General features: G+C 45.8%; 23 protein-coding genes and 1 tRNA gene. 8 read left to right on the top strand and 16 right to left on the bottom strand.

Annotated features, from left to right (window positions below):
* Positions 1-76: 76 nt before the first annotated feature.
* The 3 genes from hldE to PSI22_RS11420 form a co-directional block, all read right to left on the bottom strand.
* A complete protein-coding gene (gene hldE, locus PSI22_RS11410; protein ID WP_273579850.1) occupies positions 77-1,501 on the bottom strand; it encodes a bifunctional D-glycero-beta-D-manno-heptose-7-phosphate kinase/D-glycero-beta-D-manno-heptose 1-phosphate adenylyltransferase HldE in 1,425 nt (474 codons plus the stop codon).
* 100 nt (positions 1,502-1,601) lie between these two features.
* Positions 1,602-4,442, bottom strand: a complete 2,841-nt coding sequence (glnE, locus tag PSI22_RS11415; protein WP_273579851.1) for a bifunctional [glutamate--ammonia ligase]-adenylyl-L-tyrosine phosphorylase/[glutamate--ammonia-ligase] adenylyltransferase — start codon at positions 4,440-4,442, stop codon at positions 1,602-1,604.
* 60 nt (positions 4,443-4,502) lie between these two features.
* The gene (locus tag PSI22_RS11420) at positions 4,503-5,444 is read right to left on the bottom strand and encodes a CYTH domain-containing protein (RefSeq protein WP_273579852.1); all 942 of its coding nucleotides are present in this window, start codon (positions 5,442-5,444) and stop codon (positions 4,503-4,505) included.
* A 298-nt stretch (positions 5,445-5,742) separates the two neighbouring features.
* Between PSI22_RS11420 and PSI22_RS11425 the strand changes: the two genes are divergently transcribed.
* Positions 5,743-6,363, top strand: coding sequence for a TIGR04211 family SH3 domain-containing protein (locus PSI22_RS11425; protein WP_273579853.1), 621 nt, complete (start codon positions 5,743-5,745; stop codon positions 6,361-6,363).
* Positions 6,364-6,379: 16 nt separating this feature from the next.
* Complete coding sequence (locus tag PSI22_RS11430) at positions 6,380-7,561, top strand: multifunctional CCA addition/repair protein (RefSeq protein ID WP_273579854.1); 1,182 nt, start codon at positions 6,380-6,382, stop codon at positions 7,559-7,561.
* Positions 7,562-7,653: 92 nt separating this feature from the next.
* Here PSI22_RS11430 and folB read toward each other — a convergent pair whose 3' ends face one another.
* The gene (gene folB / locus PSI22_RS11435) at positions 7,654-8,010 is read right to left on the bottom strand and encodes a bifunctional dihydroneopterin aldolase/7,8-dihydroneopterin epimerase (RefSeq protein WP_273579875.1); all 357 of its coding nucleotides are present in this window, start codon (positions 8,008-8,010) and stop codon (positions 7,654-7,656) included.
* Between the two features lie 109 nt (positions 8,011-8,119).
* Here folB and plsY point away from each other — a divergent pair, with 109 nt between their 5' ends.
* Both plsY and PSI22_RS11445 read left to right on the top strand, forming a co-directional pair.
* Positions 8,120-8,779 (top strand): glycerol-3-phosphate 1-O-acyltransferase PlsY, encoded by a 660-nt coding sequence (plsY, locus tag PSI22_RS11440; RefSeq protein WP_273579855.1) that lies wholly within the window; start codon positions 8,120-8,122, stop codon positions 8,777-8,779.
* A 441-nt stretch (positions 8,780-9,220) separates the two neighbouring features.
* Positions 9,221-10,195, top strand: coding sequence for a methyltransferase (locus PSI22_RS11445; protein ID WP_273579856.1), 975 nt, complete (start codon positions 9,221-9,223; stop codon positions 10,193-10,195).
* A 65-nt stretch (positions 10,196-10,260) separates the two neighbouring features.
* On the opposite strand, the gene tsaD is transcribed toward PSI22_RS11445, so the two are convergent.
* A complete protein-coding gene (tsaD, locus tag PSI22_RS11450) occupies positions 10,261-11,298 on the bottom strand; it encodes a tRNA (adenosine(37)-N6)-threonylcarbamoyltransferase complex transferase subunit TsaD (protein WP_273579857.1) in 1,038 nt (345 codons plus the stop codon).
* Between the two features lie 470 nt (positions 11,299-11,768).
* Here tsaD and rpsU point away from each other — a divergent pair, with 470 nt between their 5' ends.
* The 3 genes from rpsU (at position 11,769) to rpoD (ending at position 15,956) form a co-directional block, all read left to right on the top strand.
* Positions 11,769-11,984: a 30S ribosomal protein S21 gene (gene rpsU / locus PSI22_RS11455; RefSeq protein ID WP_001144069.1), complete on the top strand. Its 216-nt coding sequence runs from the start codon at positions 11,769-11,771 to the stop codon at positions 11,982-11,984.
* 115 nt (positions 11,985-12,099) lie between these two features.
* Complete coding sequence (gene dnaG / locus PSI22_RS11460; RefSeq protein WP_273579858.1) at positions 12,100-13,848, top strand: DNA primase; 1,749 nt, start codon at positions 12,100-12,102, stop codon at positions 13,846-13,848.
* A 257-nt stretch (positions 13,849-14,105) separates the two neighbouring features.
* Entirely contained in the window at positions 14,106-15,956 is a 1,851-nt protein-coding gene (gene rpoD, locus PSI22_RS11465; RefSeq protein WP_273579859.1) for an RNA polymerase sigma factor RpoD, read from the top strand.
* A gap of 52 nt (positions 15,957-16,008) precedes the next feature.
* On the opposite strand, the gene PSI22_RS11470 is transcribed toward rpoD, so the two are convergent.
* Positions 16,009-16,791: a GNAT family N-acetyltransferase gene (locus PSI22_RS11470; protein WP_273579860.1), complete on the bottom strand. Its 783-nt coding sequence runs from the start codon at positions 16,789-16,791 to the stop codon at positions 16,009-16,011.
* 284 nt (positions 16,792-17,075) lie between these two features.
* Between PSI22_RS11470 and PSI22_RS11475 the strand changes: the two genes are divergently transcribed.
* Positions 17,076-17,151, top strand: a tRNA-Ile gene (locus tag PSI22_RS11475).
* A 250-nt stretch (positions 17,152-17,401) separates the two neighbouring features.
* Here the strand turns inward: PSI22_RS11475 and PSI22_RS11480 are convergent.
* From PSI22_RS11480 to PSI22_RS11525, 10 genes are all read right to left on the bottom strand, one after another.
* The gene (locus tag PSI22_RS11480; protein WP_273579861.1) at positions 17,402-17,665 is read right to left on the bottom strand and encodes a helix-turn-helix domain-containing protein; all 264 of its coding nucleotides are present in this window, start codon (positions 17,663-17,665) and stop codon (positions 17,402-17,404) included.
* A 475-nt stretch (positions 17,666-18,140) separates the two neighbouring features.
* Complete coding sequence (locus PSI22_RS11485) at positions 18,141-19,325, bottom strand: hypothetical protein (RefSeq protein WP_273579862.1); 1,185 nt, start codon at positions 19,323-19,325, stop codon at positions 18,141-18,143.
* Between the two features lie 226 nt (positions 19,326-19,551).
* Positions 19,552-21,213: a terminase large subunit gene (locus PSI22_RS11490; protein ID WP_273579863.1), complete on the bottom strand. Its 1,662-nt coding sequence runs from the start codon at positions 21,211-21,213 to the stop codon at positions 19,552-19,554.
* Positions 21,210-21,563: a phage terminase small subunit P27 family gene (locus tag PSI22_RS11495; protein WP_273579864.1), complete on the bottom strand. Its 354-nt coding sequence runs from the start codon at positions 21,561-21,563 to the stop codon at positions 21,210-21,212. The genes PSI22_RS11490 and PSI22_RS11495 overlap by 4 nt, the downstream gene beginning before the upstream one ends.
* 129 nt (positions 21,564-21,692) lie before the next feature.
* Positions 21,693-22,127, bottom strand: coding sequence for an HNH endonuclease (locus PSI22_RS11500; protein WP_273579865.1), 435 nt, complete (start codon positions 22,125-22,127; stop codon positions 21,693-21,695).
* Positions 22,128-22,424, bottom strand: coding sequence for a head-tail connector protein (locus PSI22_RS11505; protein WP_273579866.1), 297 nt, complete (start codon positions 22,422-22,424; stop codon positions 22,128-22,130). It abuts the gene before it with no gap.
* Entirely contained in the window at positions 22,424-22,756 is a 333-nt protein-coding gene (locus PSI22_RS11510) for a phage head closure protein (RefSeq protein WP_273579867.1), read from the bottom strand. Before PSI22_RS11510 ends, PSI22_RS11505 begins: the two co-directional genes overlap by 1 nt.
* Positions 22,753-23,970, bottom strand: coding sequence for a phage portal protein (locus PSI22_RS11515; RefSeq protein ID WP_273579868.1), 1,218 nt, complete (start codon positions 23,968-23,970; stop codon positions 22,753-22,755). The genes PSI22_RS11510 and PSI22_RS11515 overlap by 4 nt, the downstream gene beginning before the upstream one ends.
* Positions 23,971-23,972: 2 nt before the next feature.
* A complete protein-coding gene (locus PSI22_RS11520; protein ID WP_238100311.1) occupies positions 23,973-24,518 on the bottom strand; it encodes an HK97 family phage prohead protease in 546 nt (181 codons plus the stop codon).
* Positions 24,519-24,562: 44 nt separating this feature from the next.
* Positions 24,563-25,717, bottom strand: a complete 1,155-nt coding sequence (locus PSI22_RS11525; protein WP_273579869.1) for a phage major capsid protein — start codon at positions 25,715-25,717, stop codon at positions 24,563-24,565.
* Positions 25,718-25,789: the final 72 nt, after the last annotated feature.

Consider the following 25,789-nt stretch of genomic DNA (forward strand, 5'->3'; position numbering starts at 1 on the left):
CCTCATAAATTAGGCGATGCCGTTTATGTCCCTCAGGAAACATAACGGCATAATGATGCGGTAAGATGCAGCAAATTTACTGGTTTTTGATAGCTTTGATGATATTGCTGGTCGAGATACCATCCTCAAAATTCAATACCATGACTTCCCCACCAGCCGCCCAGACTTCCTGACTGCCCGCGATCTCTTCTGGCGTATAATCACCGCCTTTGACCAAGGTATCCGGCAGAACGCCTGCAATTAAGCGCTGTGGTGTATCTTCTTCGAATGCCACAACCCAATCCACCGATTCCAGTGCGGACAACACGATCATACGCTGATCCAACGGATTCACGGGTCGAGTTTCCCCTTTCAGGCGCTTGGTAGAAGCATCACTGTTAACGGCAACGATTAAGCGATCGCCCAGTTTGCGAGCGTTGGACAGGTAAGAAACATGCCCTGCATGCAGGATATCGAAACAGCCATTGGTCATGACAATGCGTTCACCGCGCTGACGCGCCTGTGCCACCACGTTTTTCAATTGTGCTTCGCTCATCACACCAAACCCGGTTTCTGCTCGGCCACGCACTGCGTTTTCCAATTCCACTGGCGAAACAGTGGAGGTTCCCAGTTTGCCGACAACAACACCTGCCGCCGCATTAGCAAGATAACAGGCTTCATTCAATGGTTTCCCTGCGGCCAGCGCCGTTGCGAGTACGCCAATCACAGTATCACCCGCCCCGGTCACATCAAAGACTTCCTGTGCCTGAGTTGGCAGATGCAAAGGTGGCTGCCCTACTCGCAGTAAACTCATTCCTCGTTCAGAACGGGTAATAAGCAGGGCATTCAATTCCAGATCCTGAACCAGTTTTGTGCCTTTCTCCACCAGTTCGTCATCGTCCTTACAGTGCCCCACAACCGCTTCAAATTCTGACATATTCGGTGTGAGTAACGTTGCGCCACGGTAGCGCTCAAAATCACTGCCTTTTGGATCGATCAGTACAGGCACATGGGCTTCATTAGCCAGTTTAATCATTGTCTGTATCTGACTCAGTGCACCCTTGGCATAATCTGAAAGCACCAGCGCCCCGACATGAGGCAGGGATTGTTGGATCTTTTCCAGCATTGGCTGGGCATCCACATTTTGGAAGCCCTCTTCAAAATCCAGACGGATTAATTGCTGGTTACGCGACAAAACACGCAGTTTCGTGATAGTTGGGTGCGTTGGGACAGCGACGAAATTACACTGGACTTTCACACTACTGAGTTTTTCATTCAATGCCCGCGCAGCATCATCAATGCCCGTCAAACCGATCAGATGTGCATTTGCCCCCAGCGACGCAATATTCATGGCAACGTTGGCCGCCCCACCAGGGCGCTCTTCGATGGTATCCACCTTAACCACAGGCACCGGTGCTTCCGGTGAAATGCGGCTGGTTGGGCCGTACCAATAGCGGTCTAACATCACATCGCCAACAACCAAAACACCTGCGCGGTGAAAATCAGGGAGTGTTACTTTCATCCCATGCTCCAAATATCAAAATAAACTGTTGCGGATATTACCATAACCTGACTGAATGCCAGCAAAATCCAGCAGGAAAAGCTCAGTTCCCCTCACATTATCAACGACCGAGCCATTTCTGCCAGCTATCGCGCACCAATATTTGCTGCTGGCTGAAGCTTTCGGCAGGAACACGACTGGGTAAGGCCTGCAAGGCAAGGTGATGCAGTTCATCACGCATGGTGATATAAGCCTGCGTCAGCGCCATCGCTTCCTGTTCATCCATAATGTTATAGTTCGCCATCGATTCGAAAATGCGTACATTATCAGACCAACGAGTCAGCTTTGCGTTTTCCGGTGCATAGCGCAGTACCTGATACTGGGCGATGAATTCAATGTCCGTGATCCCACCCGGATCAGCCTTGATATCAAACTGGTCATGTTGGTGGCTACCTAAATGACGATGCATTTTCTCGCGCATTTCACGCACTTGCTGACACAAGAGATCCGGATCGCGAGACCTGCATAGAGTTTCACGTCGAATACGTTCAAAATCACCCCGCATTTTCTCATCACCAAAAACCATTCTCGCCCGAATTAATGCCTGATGTTCCCATGTCCACGCCTCATGTTTCTGGTAATCGTCGAAAGCATCGAGGGTACTGACCAACATGCCCGATTCACCGGATGGACGCAAACGGGCATCAACATCATACAGCACTCCCGAAGCCGTCCGGGTACTGAACAAGTGAATAATGCGTTGGGCAAGGCGCAAATAAAATTGACGGGCATCAATGGCGCGTTCTCCATCAGTCACTACGTCCATTGGGCAATCCAGTAAAAACACCAGATCCAGATCGGAACTATAACCCAGTTCCCATCCTCCCAACTTGCCATAGCCGATGATGGCAAAACCCAGTCCTTGTTGCTGGGATAAGTGCGCTGGCGCACCATAACGTTTTACCATCTGGTTCCACGCCTGCTGTACCACAGTCCCGATAATCGCTTCCGCCAGATAAGTCAGATGATCGCTGACTTTCATGACAGGCAGTACACCCGCAATGTCTTCTGCGGCAATCCGCAATAACTGCGCTTGCTTGAATTGCCGCAACGCCTCCAGCAACTGCTCCTCATCATTTTCAGGAATGCGCAGTAAATATTGATACAATTCATCGCGATAGGCTTCGAGTGGCAACGGTTCATACAGCGATTTAGGATCGAGCAGTTCATCCAGTAATAAAGGATGGAGAGTAAGCTGGCTGGCAATCATCGGGGAAGCGGCACACAGACGGATAACGTGAGTCATCACCTGTTCTGATTCCAGCATCAACTCCAAATAAGTCGTCCGGCTGACGATATTGAGCAGCAAAGGAACCATTCGTTCCAAAACCGTATTGGTATCTTCCCTCACCCCAATTTTTGCCAGCAGACGAGGCATCAACCGATCGAGAACATCACGCCCCCGTGGGCCAATAGTGCGCTTACTGACATCGTGACGAAACAGGGCAATCACATCGAGCGTTTTTTGAGCACCCACCTCATCAAGATGAGGAACAAGCGTCATCAATTCATCCCTGTTCAAAGCCTCCTGCCATACACTCTTAAACGGCACATGACTGGCTTCTTCGACATTTTCGTCAGTTTCATCACCGATCAATTGCCTGAAGATGCTTCGAACAGCCTGCATTCTGTGCTCTGTTTCCGCCAACAACCCATCCCAATCTGCAAATCCCATGCCCCAAGACAAGCGAGCGCGATCCAGCGTACTTTCCGGCAAAGTCTGTGTTTGTTGATCACGAATGGATTGAAGCAAGTTTTCCAGCCGACGTAAAAACAGATAACTTTCTTCAAGCTCTCTCACCTGTTCCGGTGTTAACAATGCCAATGCTTCAATCGCTTTCAATGTCAGCAGCAATGAACGGGATTGCAGGCTCGGCTCCCGCCCTCCCCGGATCAGCTGAAATACCTGTGTGATAAATTCGATTTCGCGGATCCCACCTGCACCCAGTTTAATATTGTCTTTTAAACCTCGACGGCGCACTTCCCGCTCAATCATGCCTTTCATATTACGCAAAGACTGAATCACGCTGAAATCGATATAACGGCGAAAAATAAACGGCCTCAACATCTGGCGCAGTTCCTGGCAATACGCCTGCTCGCCGTACCCCAAGATCCGCGCTTTCACCAAAGCGTAACGCTCCCAGTCACGCCCCTGCTCCTGATAATAATCCTCCAGTGCCGAAAAACTGAACACCAGTGGCCCGCTATCACCAAATGGCCGCAATCTCATGTCTACACGATAAACAAATCCGTCCACCGTTTGTTGATCCAGCACTTTAATGAGTTTCTGCCCCAGCCGGGTAAAAAACTGGGAATTATCCATTTTGCGCCGTCCACCTTGCGTCACACCATTTTCGGGATAGGCAAAAATCAGATCGATATCGGAGGAAAAATTGAGTTCCCCACCGCCCAATTTCCCCATACCAAGGATTAACAACGGCTGTGCTACGCCTTCAAGATTGGTTGGAGTTCCCCAATCCTGACAGCAACGCAGATACAACCTATCGCGGGCTGCCACAATCAAAACTTCGGCCAACATACTCAGTTGTTGCAATATCTGTTCTGTCGTACTGCCTTGCAGCGCCTGCAACCACGCAATCCTGACCAGCATTCTGTGACGGAACAGGCGCAGAATTCGCATCAGTGAATTTTCATCACTTGCCACAGACAGCGCCTGATTTAACCAATCAGAATAGTGTTGCCCTTCCTCCGGTTGAGGAGGATTCTGACGGATTTCATCAAGCCATGTCGGATGTAACAGCAGATTTTCCGCCACAAAGTCACTCAAAGACAACACTGCCTGTTCATGTGGCGCAAAGGATTTTATTGTTCCCGCTGATTGTTGGAAATTAGCAACGACATGCTGTAATTGGTGAGCCAAAGGCACTGAAAGTGGCAACATAGCAGGGTTTCCGTTCGTTATCGTGTCGTTATTATTGCGATTATTTTATAGAGACTGGTTTTATCGTGCTTGAGCCATCAACCACTGAGTTAACGCCAGCTTACATTGCAACCATGATGCGCTGTAACACAATGTTTCTGCATCTACATTCACTGCTGATAAAGCCCCTTTTAATGCAGGCAATGCGCCAAATACAGGCAACGCTTCCGCCTGTTGTTCTGTAAGCTTCTCTACCCACACCAAAACCTGCTCTAATCCTGTTTTTCCTTCAGGTATACCTGCCAGCCATCCTTCTTCCTGCTCCTGCCACTGCGCTAAAATTTCAGGCAGAAGAACAGATAATGGCTGCTGCCATCCCAACGTTTCGGGAACCTGCGATAAATCGGTCTGAGTCAAACCATACGCAAGGGCATATCCCCGCGCCGCCTTGCTCTTATTTGCCAGCCGCAACCCCTCTTGCAATGCCAGTTTATCCGCCAGTAACAGAATATCTGCCACATTCCCCTTTTTCAGTTCCAGTTCAAACTCACAAATAGCGGCCGTTCGATGACCAGAACTAATGACACCTTGATCCAATACGACTTCAATTTCACTCTGTCCGTGGTTCACTATCCACTTTTCACGGGTAAAATCAGTGCTGAACAACGCAGTCAGTTGAGCCTGTAATTGTGTAATATCGGTATTTTCAGGCCAGATATGGGCAGGAAACTGAGCCAAATCCAGTTCAGGATGATGAAGTGGCACATTGAATTCAGGCCGCTGGTGCAATCCACCCAGCACTTTGCCGGCTGTTTTGATGGTCATTTCATAGTGCCCATCAAAACCACGGATACGCAGCCCCATATCCCAGCGACGCAATTGATTATCTGGCGTCTCAAAGTAAATATTAGTCAGGTGTTGTGGTGAAAAATAATGGTGAGGAAACTGAAACAATTGCTGGCGAACTGCCGGTATCGCATCGGGCTTGACAGACAATTTTAACTCTACCTCTACAGAACGCATATGTTTATCTCTCAATTTATACTGCGGGTTCCACAGGAGAATACGCTTCTCCCTGCGAGTAACTTCTTTTGGGGAACGTTGGGGTAAAGAGAAAAAATAAACCACAATAGGGGGTTATCTCAACAATGATTATGCTCACTTCGCAAAAAAAACCACGAACCAGGCCTGTATTCGGTCAGTTAAGAGAGTTCTCATTCTGGTTTACTGATTGCACCTGCAAACTTAACTCTTTACTATCCGTTTGAGTAGTTTGATCACAATAGTCCTATACACAAAGAAAAGAACAGTTGAGCACAGAATGCAAAAACTACATCGATTATTTATCCTGTTACTGGGTTTTACTCTACCATTATCCGCACATGCCGAAGAAAAACGTTATGTCTCTGATGAGTTATCAGCTTACATTCGTAGCGGCCCAAGCAATCAACACCGTATCATGGGTTCGCTGAATTCAGGTGAAGAAGTCATCTTGTTGAGTAATAATTCAGAAAATGGTTACTCACAAGTCAAGGATAGCAAAGGGCGTATAAGCTGGATCTTAACCAATGAACTGAACACCATTCCCAGCCTGCATGAACGCATTCCTGCTATGGAACAAGAGATCAAAACTCTGACGGGTAAGCTAGCTAATATTGATAATGACTGGAAGCAACGTACCGCAGATATGCAAAACAAAGTGGCTGCCAGCGATAAGATTATTAACGATCTAAAAAAAGAAAATGCCAAGATCCAAAACAAACTGACTGTAGCTGAAAAAAAGGTAGATATGGCCAATTTACAGTTAGATGATAAACAAAGAGAAATTATCTTACAGTGGTTCATCTATGGTGGCGCAGTCGCAGGTATCGGCCTCATCCTGGGTCTTGTACTGCCACATATTATTCCACGCCGCAAACGCAAAGATCGCTGGATGAGCTAATTTAAGGGAATAGAAAGTGAAAGTTTATTTGGTTGGCGGTGCTGTTCGCAATCGACTCTTGGGTCTGCCCGTGACAGAAAGAGATTGGGTGATAGTCGGAGGCAGTCCGGAAGAGCTTTTATCACAAGGGTATCAACAGGTCGGGAAGGATTTCCCCGTTTTCCTGCATCCAAAAACCCATGAGGAGTACGCGCTAGCACGCACAGAAAGAAAATCCGGTCAGGGGTATACCGGTTTTACCTGTTATGCCGCTCCCGACGTGACTTTGGAAGAAGATCTGCTGCGTCGAGATTTGACGATTAACGCCATTGCACAAACTGCCGAAGGCGAGTTGATCGATCCTTATCATGGTGCTGATGATCTCAAGCATCGCATTTTGCGCCATGTCTCTGGCGCATTTTCAGAAGATCCATTGCGTGTACTGCGTCTGGCTCGTTTTGCCGCTTACTTTGCTCACCTGAGTTTCTCAATTGCGCCGGAAACCCAATCACTCATCACAAAAATGGTGAAGAGTGGCGAGTTGTCATCCCTGACGCCCGAACGGATCTGGCGGGAAACCGAAAAGGCACTTACGTCACCCTCACCGCAAATCTACTTTCAGGTTTTACGTGATTGTGGTGCACTGGCAATTCTTTTCCCAGAGATCGATCGCCTGTTTGGTGTAGCCTCCATTTCCTCATGGGAGAAATCACCCCTTCAAATGGATGAAGGCATTCATGCATTGAAAGCCTTACACATGGCCACTCAATTAAGCCAAGAAATCGATATTCGTTTCGCCTCATTGTGCGCGCACACCGAAGCCATGCAGGTTAAGCAGATGTGCGAACGACTGCGCATTCCCAATGCAGCACGCGATCTTGCTGTCATTGTGGCGCAGTACCACGATTGGGTACACACTGCCGAACAGTTGCCTCCAGAAACCCTGCTGGCATTGTTTAATGCCGTGGACGCATGGCGCAAGCCCCAACGAATTGAGCAGTTGATTCTTTGTAGCCAAGCTGACGCCCGTGCATATGCCGAACTGGAAGCATCCCGCTATCCGCAGGGGCGTTATTTGCGTGACGCCTTTGCCACTGCCAGTCAGGTGAATGTCCAAGACGTAATTGCCCGTGGGTTCCAGGGCGCTGAGATCCGTACCGAATTAGATAGGCAACGCCAACTCGCCATCACCAAATGGAAACAACACGCTACTGATTAATGTCTGATGCTTGATCATTTCCGGTAATTGGTAAAAGCGCCCTAAATAATCTATCAATTTGAGGCACTTTTTTAATGCGGGAACTGATCAAATCAGCCATTTAAACTACGTTCAATCACCACGCCAACACTTTTTGCCTGAGCAACCGCACCCGGTTTACTGACTTTGATTTTTACCCAGGGTGAATGAAATTGATTCAGTAAAATATCCGCTACCTCTTCTGCCACCCGCTCAACCAAGGCAAAACGCTGGCTTTCCACGTGGTGGATCACCGCTTCGCTGACTTTGGCATAGTCCAGACAGTGTTCGACATTATCGCTGGAAGACGCGCGTTTGTTGTCCCATCCCATTTCGATATCGAACACCAGTTTCTGTTTAATTGTCTGTTCCCAGTCATAAACACCAATTGTAGTAATGACCGCTAATTCTTCTATAAATACGATATCCATCACGACCTTTTCCCCGTTTTTCGGTTCACCGGATACCACTTCCGGCCAAATGTGCGTATTATCCATTGTTAGAGTTAAGAAAACGACCCTTATTCATTGGAGATATCTTATGAGTGCTATCGCACTTGGCATGATCATCTTCGCGTACCTATGTGGCTCCATATCCAGCGCGATATTGATCTGCCGTTTGGCAGGACTACCCGATCCCCGCCAGAATGGTTCCGGTAACCCGGGGGCAACAAATGTACTGCGCATCGGCGGCAAAGGTGCTGCACTGGCAGTGCTTATCTGCGATGTCCTGAAAGGGATGATTCCAGTTTGGCTGGCGTACAAACTCAATATTCAACCCACCTATTTGGGCATTATCGCCATTGCCGCCTGCTTAGGCCACATTTACCCCGTGTTCTTCCGCTTCAAAGGCGGTAAAGGCGTTGCGACTGCATTTGGGGCGATTGCCGCCATTGGTTGGGATCTTATGGGATTAATTTCTGGTACATGGCTACTGACCGTGCTGTTGAGCGGTTACTCATCATTGGGTGCCATTGTCAGTGCGTTGATCGCTCCTTTCTACGTTTGGTGGTTTAAACCTGAATTAACCTTTCCCGTCGCGATGCTTTCCTGTCTGATACTTCTGCGCCATCACGATAATATTCAGCGCCTTTGGCGTGGGCAGGAAAGCCGTATTTGGCAGAAGCTGAAAAAGAAACAGGAAATGACGGATAAAGAAAGAATTCAAGCTGTTAAAGAGCGGGAACAGCAAGACGAGTAATAACAGATAGCCCCCCACTAAGGGGCTACCTACCTTTTCTATTAACGCGACTCTGAAAAGCACCGCCCTACATCTGGAGCCTGTTCAATTGCCGTAGCAGCCCTTATTCAAAAAGAAAACTATCTGCCATATTTATTTAAAACAACCTCTTTTATTAATAAGAAACAATATTTTTTAATCACACAAAAACATTTAATCATACTTAATTAGTGAATATGATTATATCCATTCTTTTTATATTAAATAAAAATGGCGGATATCAATATTGTTTAATAACTCTATCAAAAATAATTATAAATAAATTTAAACAAAATGAATTAAAAATAATATTTCTTAGCTACCATTTAATAAGGTTTATAATAAAAAATATTCTTCAAATAAATTAAATAACTACCTCATAAATTAATAATAGTTACAATGATTGTCATAAGGACATCAATAATGCTTACAGAAATGACCACTGTCTATCGTAAATCTATTGCACTGTTTACTTTTGTTGAAAGTCACGCACCGACATATTTAAGCACTCAAGATGGAAAAACTGCGGAACAACTTGCTAAGCTATGTCATGTTTCCGTCGATAGATTTCATCGACTACTCAATTACATGCAGTCACTTGGTGTATTACTGGAAAAAGACGATAAATTTTATCTTACCGAACAGTGCTCATCACTAAGCGATCCGAATAGCCTTGAGACATTGCATATAAAATTTGAATTAAATCCAATCTGTTGGAGTTCTTGGACAAAATACAACGCTTCCTTAAATGAAGAAAATAATAAATCGGCTTTTGAAATCCATTATCATGAGAAGTTTTTTGATTATTTTGGTCATGAGCAGAATAAAGTTCTTAAAAATACCTTCGATAACTTAATGTCTAAAGTTACCAATATAATGAATGAAGATATTATTAAGCATATTCCGCTGCATAATATTTCATCAGTCATTGATGTCGGTGGAGGAAAAGGCGCTTTAGCCAAAGAAATTAAAAAAAATCACCCCAATATCAACTGTGCTGTCATGGACCAATATGACTTTAGTCAACAAGAATCAGAAGGCATTACTTTCATCAACGGCAATTTCTTTTCCGCTATTCCTGCAGGATATGATGCCTATTGCATGAAAAATGTTTTACATAATTGGCCGGATGAGAAAGTCGTTGACATTCTAAAGAATTGTTATCAAGCCATGCATAAAGATTCGACCCTATATATCATCGATATGATTAAAGAACGTAATAATGCAGAAGCAGAATCCTTTGATTTATACATGGATGTTCTTCTGTTAGGTAAAGAACGGTATCAATCCGAATTTGAAGCGCTGGCAAAACAGACCGGATTCACCATCACTAACATGTACAAAATGAGCGTCTCCAAAACAGGAGCACCACCACATGTTATTGAAATGAAAAAATAAATAACCAATATTCGATGCAATGATCGCTAAATTTTAGCGATCATTAGTGTGGTCGTGTTGAATTTTCATTTTTGCAAAGAAGGGAGATCAGCCAGAGGCCAACGTGCTTTCACTGTCACACCCAGCGCACCTTCAGTGCCGCCTTGCAGACGAATCATACCGGCAAGTGCGATCATTGCACCATTATCAGTACAGAATTCAGGGCGAGCATAGAAAACTTCTCCCCCTTGTTTTTCCATCACTTCCTGCATTTTGGTACGCAATGTCCGATTTGCACTGACACCACCTGCCATCACTAAACGTTTGAAGCCCGTTTGTTCCAATGCTCGCTTACACTTAATTGCCAGTGTATCCACAACCGCATCTTCAAAAGCCCGGGCAATATCCGCTTTGGTCTGTTCATCTTCGCTGGGATCATGACCATGAATATGATTGCGAATCGTATTGGCGGCGAAGGTTTTCAGGCCAGAGAAACTGAAATCCAGCCCTGGACGATCCGTCATTGGGCGCGGGAAGACAAAACGCCCCGCCTCTCCCTGCTGTGCCATACGAGCAAGTACAGGCCCCCCCGGATAATCCAGCCCCAGTAATTTTGCCGTTTTATCGAATGCTTCACCTGCTGCGTCATCGACAGATTCACCCAACAGTTTGTACTCACCAATACCGGTTACACTGATCAGTTGAGTATGGCCGCCAGAAACCAGCAACGCGACAAAAGGGAACTCAGGTGTATTTTCTTCCAACATCGGTGCCAACAAGTGGCCTTCCATATGGTGCACAGGGATGGCAGGGACATCCCACGCAAAGGCCAATGAGCGACCGATGGTTGCCCCAACCAACAGCGCTCCCACCAGACCTGGGCCTGCGGTGTAAGCTACAGCATCGATATCTTTGCTCGTCAGACCAGCTTCCTTCAATGCAGCCTGAATCAAGGGAACCGTTTTACGAATGTGGTCACGGGACGCCAGTTCAGGCACAACACCGCCATAATCCGCATGCAGCTTTACCTGACTGTACAGTTGATTGGCTAGCAGACCGGCTTTATCATCATAAATTGCGATTCCGGTTTCATCGCAGGACGTTTCTATACCTAAAACTCGCATTGTACTATTCGTCTCGTCACTATTCGATTTATTACTATTTCATGTATTACTATTCGATTCGTTACTCTATCGACGCTATGCTATTCGTATGTTTTGCATCCACCTCAACGGGCGTCAGTGTATCACTATCCGTTTATAACCACATCCGTCTATAGCGACTATTCACACCAACATTCACGTCAATGAGCAGTGTCACAACTGTCTCCATTTACATGCTGACTATTTTTTCTGTTTAGTCTATAATCAGTCCCCTACTTGGATACCCTGTGTGGTTAATGTTAATAACGTCGATGTCAGCTTGCTTGTTTTATATGCTGAAAAGCGGGCTATAGTCCGTGGCGTTGTATGTTTCAATTTTCCTCGGCACTTTACAAAGCCGTGTTCATTGAAGTAAAATTCCGCACCATTTTAAAGACGGCTGGCACTATCCCGCCAGCGACAAACCCGATTTCTATTGAGGTGATAGGCACATGCCAGTAATTAAAGTACGTGAAAACGAGCCATTCGACGTAGCACTGCGTCGCTTTAAGCGTTCTTGCGAAAAAGCAGGCGTATTAGCAGAAGTTCGTCGTCGTGAATTCTATGAAAAACCAACGACTGAACGCAAGCGCGCTAAAGCTTCTGCTGTTAAGCGTCACGCTAAAAAACTCGCTCGTGAAAACGCACGCCGCACTCGTTTGTACTAATCCTTGCGGTCTATCCGCATAGTGGTTGTATTAACAAACTACTGCAGTTAAAGGCCGTGCTTTCCTCAAAGGAAGCGCGGCTTATTCTCGTTCATCAACAGGCGTAAAAGGGCTTATGGCTGGACGAATTCCACGCGCATTTATCAATGACTTATTAGCAAGAACCGATATCATTGATTTGATCGATTTAAGAGTGCCTCTCAAAAAGAAAGGCAAAAATCATCAAGCGTGCTGTCCTTTTCATAACGAAAAAACCCCTTCATTTACTGTTAATAGCGATAAACAGTTTTATCATTGCTTTGGTTGTAGTGCGCATGGAAATGCCATTGATTTTCTGATGAATTATGACAGGCTCGATTTTGTCGAATCTATCGAAGAACTGGCGGCCATGCACGGGCTGGAAGTGCCCTACGAAGCAAACTCAGGCGGCGGTCACATCGAACGCCACCAAAGACAAAACCTTTATCAGTTGATGGATACGATAAACAGTTTCTATCAACATTCACTGGCGGAGCCCAACGGCCAACCAGCCCAACAATATTTACTCAGACGCGGGCTCAGTGAAGAGGTCATCCACCGCTTCTCTATTGGCTTTGCTCCGGCGGGGTGGGATAACGTCCTAAAACGGTTTGCCCATAATGCAGAAGAGCGAAAGCAGTTAAACGACGCGGGAATGCTGGTCACAAACGACAATGGCCGCACTTATGACCGTTTCCGCGAGCGTGTGATGTTCCCAATCCGCGACCGTCGGGGTCGTGTGATTGCATTCGGCGGCAGGGTACTGGGAGATGCGCTTCCCAAATACCTGAACTCACCGGAAACAGAGATTTTCCATAAAGGCCGCCAGTTATATGGCCTTTATGAAGCACAGCAGAACCACAATTCCCTTTCAAGGCTATTGGTGGTTGAAGGTTATATGGATGTTGTCGCGCTGGCTCAATTTGGCATTGACTATGCCGTGGCTTCGTTAGGAACATCTACGACTGCCGAACACATTCAGTTACTTTTTCGAACAACCGATAATGTCGTTTGTTGTTACGATGGAGACCGTGCAGGCCGTGATGCTGCCTGGCGGGCGCTGGAAACGGCGCTGCCCTATCTGAATGATGGTCGGCAATTACGTTTTATGTTCTTGCCTGATGGCGAAGATCCAGATTCACTGATTCGCAGAGAAGGACGTGAAGTATTTGAACAAAGAATGGAAAAAGCGCTGACTTTGTCTGTGTTTTTGTTCGAATCACTGTTACCACAAGTTGATTTGAGTACCCCGGAAGGAACGACCAAGATCAGCTCGCTTGCTATGCCGTTGATCAGTCAAGTCCCGGGAGAAACGCTGCGACTCTACCTGCTGCAAGAACTTGGTAACCTGTTAGGAACACCTGATACAACACAATTGGAACGATTTTTGGCAAAACTTGTCAAAAGAGATACCAGTACTTATCAGGCGCTAAAACTGAAGCCAACAACAATGCGTATCTTGATCGCATTGTTGGTACAAAATCCGCATTTAGCGACGTTAGTTCCTTCATTACAAGGATTGTTTTCAGTTCAGATAGCGGGATTACCGTTATTCATTGAGCTTGTCGACACATGTCTTGCACAACCAGGCTTAACAACCGGGCAGCTTTTAGAGCAGTATCGCGATAATAAGTACGTAAAACAGCTTGAAAAGCTCGCCGCATGGAACGATATACAGGTAGATGAGATTGCTGAAAAAACTTTTAGCGATGCGCTGAATCATCTTTTCGCATCAGCGCTTGATGAACGTTTCAGCTTTCTGATTGCCAAAGAAAGAACAGAAGGCCTGACACCAGAAGAACGTGAAGAAGTCAGATTAATCACGGAGTCCGGTGGCAGAAAATAAGAGCCTATCTCAACAGGACTATATTACTCGGTTATATGGCAATTTGTGATTATTGCAATATAGCCTGATGAAATAGGTTCTAAACCAAAATTTTAGTACGAAGACACAGAATTCACGGCTTAAATGCCGCATTAGGTAGGGTCATAGCCCTACGGTTGCCTCTATTAAAGAAAGCAGCAATACAAGAAAACTTATTGTTGGCATATTTGTTTCGCCGACCGATACCAACCAATACTCTGAAGTGTGGATACCGTCTTATGGAGCAAAACCCGCAGTCACAGCTAAAGCTACTTGTCACCCGAGGTAAGGAGCAAGGCTATCTGACCTATGCTGAGGTCAATGACCATCTGCCGGAAGATATCGTCGATTCTGATCAGATAGAAGATATCATCCAAATGATCAATGACATGGGCATTCAGGTAATGGAAGAAGCACCTGATGCTGATGATCTCATGTTGGCAGAAAACACAAACGACACCGATGAAGATGCGGCAGAAGCTGCTGCTCAGGTGTTATCCAGTGTCGAGTCAGAAATCGGACGCACCACCGACCCGGTTCGTATGTATATGCGTGAAATGGGTACGGTTGAGCTACTGACTCGCGAAGGTGAGATTGACATTGCAAAACGCATTGAAGATGGCATCAACCAAGTACAGTGCTCTGTCGCCGAATATCCTGAAGCGATCACATATCTGCTGGAGCAATACGACCGTGTAGAAGCAGGCGAGAGCCGTCTGTCTGACTTGATCACTGGCTTCGTTGATCCTAATGCAGAAGAAGATCTTTCACCGACAGCCACTCACATTGGCTCAGAACTTCCTCAGGCAGAGCTTGATGACTCTGACGATGATGATGACGAAGAAAGTGAAGACGATACTGACAGCGAAGATGATAACAGCATCGACCCAGAATTGGCTCGCCAGAAGTTTCAGGAACTGCGCGACCAATATGAAACGACCCGTCAGTCAATCAAGAGTTACGGTCGCAGCCATCCGAATACCGCAGCAGAAATTTTAACGCTGTCCGAAGTATTCAAACAATTCCGTTTAATACCGAAACAGTTCGATTATCTGGTCAACAATATGCGTTCCATGATGGATCGCGTACGTCTTCAAGAGCGTCAAATCATGAAGATGTGTGTTGAACTGTGCAAAATGCCGAAGAAAAACTTCATCACACTGTTCTCTGGCAATGAAACGACTGATACTTGGTTCACCGCAGCAAAAGCGATGAACAAGCCGTGGTCTGATAAATTGTCAGAAGTTGAAGACGATGTGATGCGTAGCCTGCAAAAGCTGCGCCAAATTGAAGAAGAAACCGGTCTGACTATTGAGCAGGTCAAAGATATCAACCGTCGTATGTCCATCGGTGAAGCCAAAGCTCGCCGTGCGAAAAAAGAGATGGTTGAGGCCAACTTGCGTCTGGTTATTTCGATTGCGAAAAAATATACCAACCGTGGCCTGCAATTCCTCGATCTGATTCAGGAAGGTAATATTGGTCTGATGAAAGCGGTTGATAAATTTGAATATCGCCGTGGTTACAAATTCTCAACTTACGCAACATGGTGGATCCGTCAGGCAATCACGCGTTCTATCGCGGATCAGGCTCGTACCATCCGTATCCCGGTACATATGATTGAAACCATCAACAAACTCAATCGTATTTCCCGTCAGATGTTGCAGGAAATGGGTCGAGAGCCTTCACCGGAAGAGCTGGCAGAACGTATGTTGATGCCAGAAGACAAGATCCGCAAGGTGCTGAAAATCGCCAAAGAGCCAATTTCAATGGAAACACCAGTAGGTGATGATGACGATTCACATCTGGGAGATTTCATTGAAGATACCACACTGGAGCTGCCGCTGGATTCTGCAACATCAGAAAGCCTGCGTTCTGCTACCCACGATGTGCTAGCTGGGCTGACTGCGCGTGAAGCGAAAGTGCTGCGCATGCGTTTCGGTATCGACATGAACACCGACCATACGCTGGAAGAAGTGGGTAAACAGTTTGACGTAACCCGTGAGCGTATTCGTCAGATCGAAGCGAAAGCTCTGCGGAAACTGCGTCATCCAAGCCGTTCAGAAGTACTGCGCAGTTTCCTTGATGACTGATCAGGGAATGTGCTCATAAACCTAAAAAACGCCTGTTCCGACAGGCGTTTTTTTATGACTCACGGATAAACCCCTGATATTCAAACAATGGCTTAAACCCAATCCTTTGATACAGCGCATTGCCATCTTGGGAGGCATCCAGATAACACGCGCCCGCACCATACTGTTTGGCCTCATGCAGAACATAATTTATTAAAGCAGAAGCATATCCCTTCCTCTGCTTTCCCACTACTGTGCCAATATCATCAAGACGAACAATATTATCCACCCTCGACAACGTTAAAGCACAGAGCGGCTGTCCATCCACATATAATGCATAATGTTGCAGACATTTCCCTGTGTCCAAAGCAGCTTGATGACATGCCTGGTATTGCCCTGAAAGCATATTTCCTGTTTCAAACGCACTTTCTATCGGGATAGCCCAGTCTGCCAGACAGTGATCAACATTTCTGATTTCATACGCCAAAAATGCACCCTCGCTCATCTGCCAATTAGCCAAATCCAGCCGCATAGCCGTCGTCATACTATCGGGATCGGGCACAAACCCGGCCTGCTGGATCACTTCCAGAGTTTTGCTATCAGGCTCCACGGCAAAAATACCAAAAGGAACACTCACATTTTCATCCATCAACTGAATAGCCATTTTTAGCGCCTCTTCTGTTTTCATGTGACCATTTGTCACTAACAAAAAATTTAAAGCATAAGTTCCAAGCCCAGTCACATAGGCTCGAACATGTTCACTGATATGCGCATGCATCTGGCTGATAGATGAAAAGAATTTATCTTCTATTTGATGATGGTCAAAAATAGCCGCTGACAAATGATGTTTGTTCATATTGATTCACAGAAATATTTTTATAGAAAGTGATGAGAACGGGTGAAAATCAATGGAAAGCAAAAAAAAGTGCCAATCTAACTCTGTTAGAGTACGACAAAGTACGATAAGTAATCAGAATAATTTATCAAAAAAACGACCGGAATCACTAAAACCCAAGTTAGCTTACCACCAAACGGTTAAATTACGTTAAAAGTCGCTGATTATTGAACATAAAACGCGCATATGAATTTTCGGGACTAGACCTGAGACCAAACTGTACCGTATAATTCTCCCACTTCACTGGCCCCTTAGCTCAGTGGTTAGAGCAGGCGACTCATAATCGCTTGGTCGCTGGTTCAAGTCCAGCAGGGGCCACCAGAATTATCAAGGGGTTGCATCAAAAGTGCAGCCCCTTAGTTTTTTCTAGGATACCCATAGGATACCTTCTGGCAGTAGCGTGAGGTATAACCGATTAACACCGCTACGGTAATAAGCCGTTGTCGTATTGCTCTCTGTAACATTTATCACATCACTTGAAAATACGATGTTTGCCTTTCTGCTTCCCTAATCGCTAATTGAAATGCAAAACGCCATGATTTCTAAAATGGCTAAGTTTGATGATGAGTAATTATTCCAGTGGCTTATTGCGTGCATGACGCTCAATCAATCGGCCATACGAATCAAAATAGCGACTCGGCCAGATTTCTGAGGGATGTATTTCGAGATAGTTAGCGATGATCCATTCGCCTTTCGGCCACGGACGGCTAAGAGTATTTGCCAGTGTAGATGAACTGAGTCCTGCTTCACGAGAAACAGCCGCTAAGGTTGTTCCACGCTTACGTAATGCAGCAATAATATCGGCTTGATGCCAGTCTTTTTTTATATCAATCATTCCTGCTACCCCTTCCATTAATTGAACATTGATGGTGGCAATTCAGACAGGGTTAGCACTACCGGGTGTCGTCATCCGGCGAGGCCGAAGCCTCCCCTGCCTGAACCGCCATTGAAAGGGCGATAGCAGACACACTGGCAGAAATTTCCTACCAGTGGACGACACTTTGCAAGGGTGCTAATCCTTGACCATTGGATTTTGCCAATGGCGGGGCTACTTTAACTGATTGGTTTATCTGCTTCAATAAGCGAATCAGTATAAACGCTTAACTTTTTGTGTTATACGCTGTCCAGATGAGAGCTGATACCTTGCTACTTTGAGTTCAAGCAAATATGACAGTCAGCTCCGTGCTAGTAAAGGATGTTGGGGAGATCCCAAACTCAGAATAATTGTTCTTTCTTCCATCAAATTTTTTGTAACGAAAAGAATAAAGCCAGAATTATTATTCTGGCTATGGGATTATATAAAATATCATTTAGTTTTGGCTATTAATTTTAAAGAAAGTATCCCATTGTTTAGCATCATCACTATTCAAAATAACACAAATATCAGTCATGTCTTTTAGTTTTCTTGCACTGTCTTCACTACCAGAGGAAGTAATTAAATCGTAATTTCTTCCATCAATATTTTTTTTAAATTCACCAACACTATCTGGGCATATTAAATTTTTATTTCCGGCGGAAAACATTCTTATTCCATAGATGAAAAAGCCTTTCTCAATCTTGTTTGTTGTCGATGTCATCCATAAGTGCTGGGGGAACATGTTTGGCTGATACTTATTGCCATTAATTAGAAAATGATGGCTTTTATTATCCATGATACCAATAGAATAAAGAGAACTATTCACTAGTGTAGAGGTTATATTAGGAAATAGAATGGATGTGGTTATTATGGTTAAAATAACAGCGATTGATAATTTTTTTGCTAATAGAATTATACTTTTGTTTTCACTACTTGATGAAGTGTTTTTTATATCATTAAAATATACCATTGCTGGAAGAAATGATGATAGTGCAAATGCAATCATGAAAACCAATGCTATTAGCAATGATATTGTTTTCTCTCCTGTACTATTCTTTAACAGCAAACTAACAGGGAGCGATATTGATAATGTAGCGAATACTATTGTGAATGTAGCTACTAGTACTTGACCTACCTTTCTAAACTTATCAAAAATACTATTATTTTTAAAATCCCCCTTAAATAATGAAATTGATATAAAAATAACAAAAGATAATATTGCTATTATAGTGATGGTTAGTAATACAGAAGGAGGTGAGATTATTTTTTTAATAAAAGGAACGTGAGGAAGGAATGCTAATGTTAAGAATAAAGTTGAACACCCCCAACCTAGCCAAGGTATAGATATTGGGTTTTTAATTATATTAGGAAATATGGAGTAGTGAGAAATAAGTATGGAGCTAGGTAGAATGAGGATTATAACTATAGAAATAGAGAAAATTACCGCAGATATTAATAAAGATATCAATCCTATATTAATTGAAAAAGAGTCTATTAGTAAATCTAGTCTACCAATATTATTTAAGTAACTCCATACCATTATGCCGGACAAAACCGTCAGATAAGGTATTAATTTAACCATTTTCTTACTAATTTTTTGGTAAATTTCTTTCAACTCTTCTGTTGCTTGACTCGTCATAATGCATCTCGTTAAATATTGAATTATTAATAACCAAGAATCGCCTTGCAGACAATAAAGATACAGTTATAAAGTATCTTATTGTCCGATTTAGTCGCACTTTTATACAGAATACTGTCAAATAAACTAGAGACTAATCCCAAAAACGAGTGCAATATCTCACCTTTTGAACATTTGATTTCATTAATTTCTATACCGCACAGGTATTAAAAAATCAATCAGTTATCTAAATTCCATCAAAGCTATTCAATCGCTGCTGCTGTTCCTCATTTAAGCTAAACGCAAAGTCTTCATGCTCTGCTTGCCATGTGCCAAAACTCATCAGAAATGCAATTGCGGGATCTATCTTGTTGGCGGATTTCTTTTTATTCGGCTTGATATTGGCGGTGGCGTCTGTTTCCATCACGACACTAGACATCGCCCATGCAAGCACCGGATCGCCGTTGTGACGAATGATTTTGCGGTTAACGAACACCTCAGCCGATTTCGCTACCGGACTAAAACGCATATAGGTTTGCGGGAACGGCTCAACATCTAAGCCTGCGCCCTGTAATTGGGTGCGTAGGTGCGTGGCATTCCATGTGTCAAAGCCAATTAGCTTGATATCAAAGTGCTGGCTGTCTTTCAGAATATCATCACGGATACGGTCATAATCAATGCAATCGCCTGCTGTGGTACGTATCCAGCCCATTTGCGCCCATTGACGATAGACAGCCCGATTCTTGTTGGCTGGGTTCTGTAACTGGGCTTCGGGCAAATAATGGCGGGTCAGTAATAACAGTTCGTTATCCACGGGGAAGGTGTAACAAATGCTGGTAATATCGCCTGTTGAGGACAAATCTAATCCGGCGTAACACTCCAAGCCTTTCAGGTCTTGTTCATCGTAATCTAACTGGCAGTATTTCCAAGCACCTTCACCCATCCACGGCGTTTCGCCCTGACACCAGATATTAAAGCGTTTGGTTAACATCTCCGTCCATTGTGAGGGAATGCCACGGGCTTTCTGTATCGTGTCATGCAAAGCGTCACTGTCTACCGAGACATTCAGATTGGGGTTGGCCTTGATCCAAAGCGCTTCATCATCAATCTCGTTCTCGTCGTCCAGCTCGTAAATCAGGACAAACAGCGATGCGTTGTGTTCTTCGCCATCCAGTATCTGACAGCAATAATCATAGTGCTGTTTACAGGCGGATATCACGTTACTGCCCGCCGTGGTAATGGTAAACAGGACACCTTCGGGACGTGCGCCCATGCCTAATTCAAGGGCAGAATACACCGCGTTATCAGGGTGCAAATGGTACTCATCGACAATGGCCAGACTGGGGTTTGTGCCCTCAATCGTGGAAGCTTTGGCTGCCAGTGGCTTTAACAGGCTATTGGTTTTCGAATAGGTCAGTTTATGTTGCTGGATGGATACCCGCTTTTTCAGCGGCTTTGATAACAAACTCATCTGGCGGGCATCATCAAACACGATACGCGCCTGATCGCGGCTCACGGCGGCGGTGTAAATATCCTGCTGCCCGTTCTCCATCACCAGAAACCAGTTCGCCAGTATGGCGGCCACAGTGGATTTTGCATTTTTGCGCGGCACCTGAATATAAGCGCTACGGTACTTTCTGCGTCCGGTCGCTTTGACTTTGAAACCGAACAGGTTGGCAAAGGCAAATTGCTGCCACGGCTCCAAGACAATGGGCTTACCCCGCAAGTGCCCTTTGACGTGTGGACAGAGACGGGAGAAGGCAATAAAACGCCCAACAACCTCAGAATCAAACGTATAAATCGGGTTATTCAGGTCGTTATGATAGCGTTTCACTGCTTGTTTCAGGCGCTTACAAGCCGGAATTGTGCCGTTTTGGATATCAAAAGCGTATTGCTCCCATGCATTCATAGGCGGTCTAACTCGTCCTCTTCCTCAGTTTCTACCGGATTTTTACGCCGTGACACAGGATCAAAGCCGAGCAATGACGACATTTTTATCATGATTTTTTCTGCATCGGATTTGGCACTCAGTGACGGATTGCGGCTTTCGCTGCCCTGACTGTTTACGATGCTAAAGCCCCGAATATCAAGGTCTGCCACCGCTTTTCGGTAAATGGCATAGTTGACGCAGTACAGTTCTAAGTTGTTCCAGTCAGCGGCGGTCAGATCTTCCCGTTCGCCTAAGATTTTTGCCTTGGATTTCCACTGACTGGCGGCAATGTCATTAAGATACGTCGGGGGTTTGGGTGCCCTTGCCATAATTTTCTGTCTTCCTTGTGAGTTTATTTTCAAAAAAAGTGCCGTGCGTAAAAATTGGAGGAGGGGGTCGGTTCCGCTGGGAAGCGCGTTGGTCATTTTTGATACCCCCACCCACTATTTCATTTGTTATTATTCTGCGACTAACCAACCGCGACGCTTTGCCGCTTCGGTTTCCCGTTCCTGATAGATACCCTGTTTACGCTTCGCTTTGGTGATAGGATCTGTCTGTACGGTCTTGCGGTTATGGCAGGGCGGGCATAACGATTGATGATTAGATTCAGGCCAGAACAACACATCAGCTTCACCCTGTATCGGGATAATGTGATCCACAATCGTTGCAGAGGCATAGATATCTTGCTGTAGGCAGTGGACACATAACGGATTCGCTTTCAGGTATTGTAGCCGGTAGCGTCCCCATCGGTTACTGTAGCCTCGTTGGGTTCGGGTTTCCCGTTGTTTGTCCTGCTGCCGTCGGGCTTCCCGTTGGTGTTGTTCACAGCGGCCTGACTTCACCCGTTCACGGCAACTCGGATAACTACAGCGCTTTAAAGGTTGCCACGGCATCTAATACACTCCCACATCACGATAGACAGACCACAATGACTTGATGGTAAAAGGGACTTCTTTAAGTTCTGTTTCTGTCACCATCTCCCGATTTTCATACAGCAAACCGATATAAAGCAGACAGCCCACCTTAATAGCAGGGGTAAAGGTCAATCCGTTATCAAACCGCTTGCCAATATGTTGCTGGCAGACTTCCAGCGTGGCTTCGGCATAGCCCATTAACAAGGCATCATCAAGCGTGTCGCTTTCATCCAGCCGGCAATGCTGTTTGATTTCATTTAAAGGGATTTCAGTCATTAGAAAACACCGCCTTTACAAAGCAACTCTAAGCGGGTGTATTTCGCATCAGGGATAACCGCCACAATGTCAAAAGCAGTTCCTCTGGTGTTAGCCTCGTTATAGAGAATGATATTGGCGGTGGTCACGTCATCACGGTAACGCATCCAGATACGCACAGTGGCCTCAGAGAACACGGTACCGGATGCCAAACGCTCACGCCCGCTAATCGCCCTCACTTCCGCCCAGATGGTGGTGACATCCACCCACTTGTCAATAACCTGCCCTGACGGAGCGCGTGACGGCTCGGATTTCTGGATAATCACCCGATGCCTCAATCTGCCTGCCCTCATTCCTCGCCCTCCGGTTGTTTCTTGATTTCTACCGTTTGCTTCCATGCCTGACTAAATTCATCACCACCATCACGGGGGGATAATCCCTCACGTTCACGGGCTTCATTCGGGCACATCACCCCCGATTTAATCGCCGTCTCGTAGCTTTGGAAGCGTTCTTTCGGATTGACACGAAGCAGGTCGGCGATATCAAACTCCACCTGATAACGAATCCCCCGTTTCGGGGATGCCATCAGCAAGGCCGATTTGATTTGCTGTTCAAAGTTGGCGAGCCACGGACGCATGGTAATGGTCAGAAAGGCGCGGGACGCTTCACTAAAGTTACTGTAGGTACTGTTCGAATACTCTTGCAGAAAGATCGGGCTGACGTTGAACATACGGGCGATATCATCAATCGTGAAGCGACGGGAAGCCAGCCACTCCGCATCTTGGTTACTCATGCCTAATTGCTGGTATTCCATCCCGCCTTCAAGGATGGGGGTTTTCCCTGCATTACGTGCGCCTTTATAACGTTCGAGCGCTTCCAGTGCCTTAGCGCCCTTGGTGCCATCCAGCCAGTCAGCAGACTTAATTACCCCTGCCGCCATCATGCCGTCTTTCATGATACTAGCGCCGTGGCGTTGTTGTGCCAGTCCCAGACCTAAAGTTTCACGGCAAATAGTAACTGGCGAACACCCAAGAAAGCCGTCTTCTGTGGCATAGCGTAAATGTAGAACTTCTTCCTGTAAGTAGGTTTTAACCTTACCGCTATAAGGCTCTGTGATGGTATATGAGAACCGGTGATCCGATAACCGTTGCGGTACAACCGTTGACGGTGGGTAAGGGTGCAACGATTGTGGCTGACCCTCCCGCCCCCAGACAATTACCGCATAAGCATTGCCGTTCAGTAAGCAATGACGCATCAGGGTTCGCTTAAACTGAAACGGGGTCTGGCAGCCATTCGGACACTCATTCAGCAAATAATCGACAGGATGATCACTGAGCCATTCGCGGGATTCTTTGCCGTTCTGGTGCTGAACCCGATACAGGTAACAAGGCATGGTGGCCACCGCTTCACTAATGACAGTGACCGCATTCATTACGGCGGGTAAGCCTTCCGCCGTAGACGGTGAAACATGCTCGCCCGATTTGGTGTTAGACACGCCCGCCAGAGAAAGAAACTCATCAATGCTCAGGCTGCGGATTTCAGTGTCTTTTCGCTTAAAAGGCCACATAGTTACACCTCGGACAGTTGCAGCCAGTAATGACGTAAATCAGCATCACGAGGCTTAACCGCATTCAGGGAACGTCTGGCAATCTCCACCCCGCTTTCAGGGTAGGCGGGTAAGCTGGTGACAGTGATTTCCCGCAATTCAGCTTCTAAGACAGTTCTAACATAAGGCGCTTGCCCCGTATCCCATTGGTCTTTCAGTGCCCTGAATCCGAAACTCATCCCAGCGATATCACCGCGTTCAACCAGTATCAGCACATCGCGCCCTAACTGCGTATCAGGCGGGGTTAACTCGAAGCGTAATCCGGTAGCATCTTCGCTAAGTTGCAACGTACCGGACGCAGTGCGGCCTAACAGGTTCATGTGATCATGTTCATACAGTGCCCTGACATCGGCACTTGCCGTTAAACTGGCACGAAACGCATTCGGGGCAAACTGTTCGACAAATTCATCCCACAGCAATTGTGATCGACTGTTCCATTTAATCACATAACCTGTCAGCTTCTTATCGCTGGCAGAAAGTGATGCCGTTCTTAATTCAATATCATTCATTCTATAGACTCCAAGACGGAAAAGGGGTGCTGTGCCCCTCTCGCTTATTTACTGGCTGCTTTCACTTCCAGCACCTTGATTGCGTTGGAATCCACCAGACCGCCGCCCAGATATTTATCGGTGTGTACCTTATAAAATCCCGGCTCGGTGATATTGTCGGGACGGGTACGAATACCTGTTTCATGGTCAACAATGAAATAACCACGTTTGAAGTCACCCAGACTAATGATCTTATCGGGCATAAATTCGAGATAATGGACAGGCAAACCCAATAACATATCAGGATCACCCGCTTGCAGACGTTCGCGCCAGATATAATCGCCATTACCATTTTTAAGTTTTTGCACATTGGCGGCAGTCGTGGAGTTCATCACCCACACCGCATTCTTGCGGTATTTATTCTTAAGCAGGAACTTAAGATCAATCAGGCTATCAGCCTCAAGCGTGGTAGCTTCCAGTTTTTGCAGCGTTCCAAAATCACGTACCTTGTCGCCTTGGATGTCGCGAGGATAAGACAGGAAGCCTTTCGCTTTTTTGCTACCGTCACCACTCACGAGATCCGTTTCTTCGGTATCCACGAACGTATCGGCAATCTCTGAGGTCAGCCAGCCCAGAACATCTACATCGCTAAAATCGATAATCTCTTGGGTGGTTCTGGGGTAAGCGTAAATGGGGAACAGCTTGATGCTCACTTCTTCCATCTTCGGTGTGGTTGTCTCGCCACGTGCCTTGCCTTCTTCGCCGTGTGTCACCGCCGCACCACCGACCGAAACTAATTGCTTATATTCGTTGCTGCGTGTGGTTTTAATCGTACAGATTTTGCGCATGGCAGATTCATCAGCCAATTGCTGCATGATCTGCTTATTCAGTTCAGGGATAACGGTATAGCCGCCCTCTGACGGAACGCCCGTAGACAAAGTGCGGGTTTCTCCGGTCAGAATATAGTGACGCAATTCGTCATTACTGAGGTTCTTGCTGGTCGGCTGGGTTTTACCTGCCTGACTGCGTTCTTCATCAGACAATGCTTCATAACGGGCAATTTCCGCATTCAGGGAATCGGACTGGCTGCGCAGTTCGTCAAACTGTTTGGCTTCATCATTGGTTAGTGAGCGTTTTTCATCTCCAGCTTTGGTGAGAAGGGAACGCATTTGCTGGGTTAAATCGGCTTTTTGCTGGCGTAATTCGAGTAGTTTTTTCATGGTGTTTTTGGAATAGTTATTTTCTTTAAAACACTATTTAACACCGTGAAAAATAATAAAAAAGCCTCTGTG

Source organism: Xenorhabdus aichiensis (assembly GCF_028598775.1).
Lineage (GTDB): Bacteria > Pseudomonadota > Gammaproteobacteria > Enterobacterales > Enterobacteriaceae > Xenorhabdus > Xenorhabdus bovienii.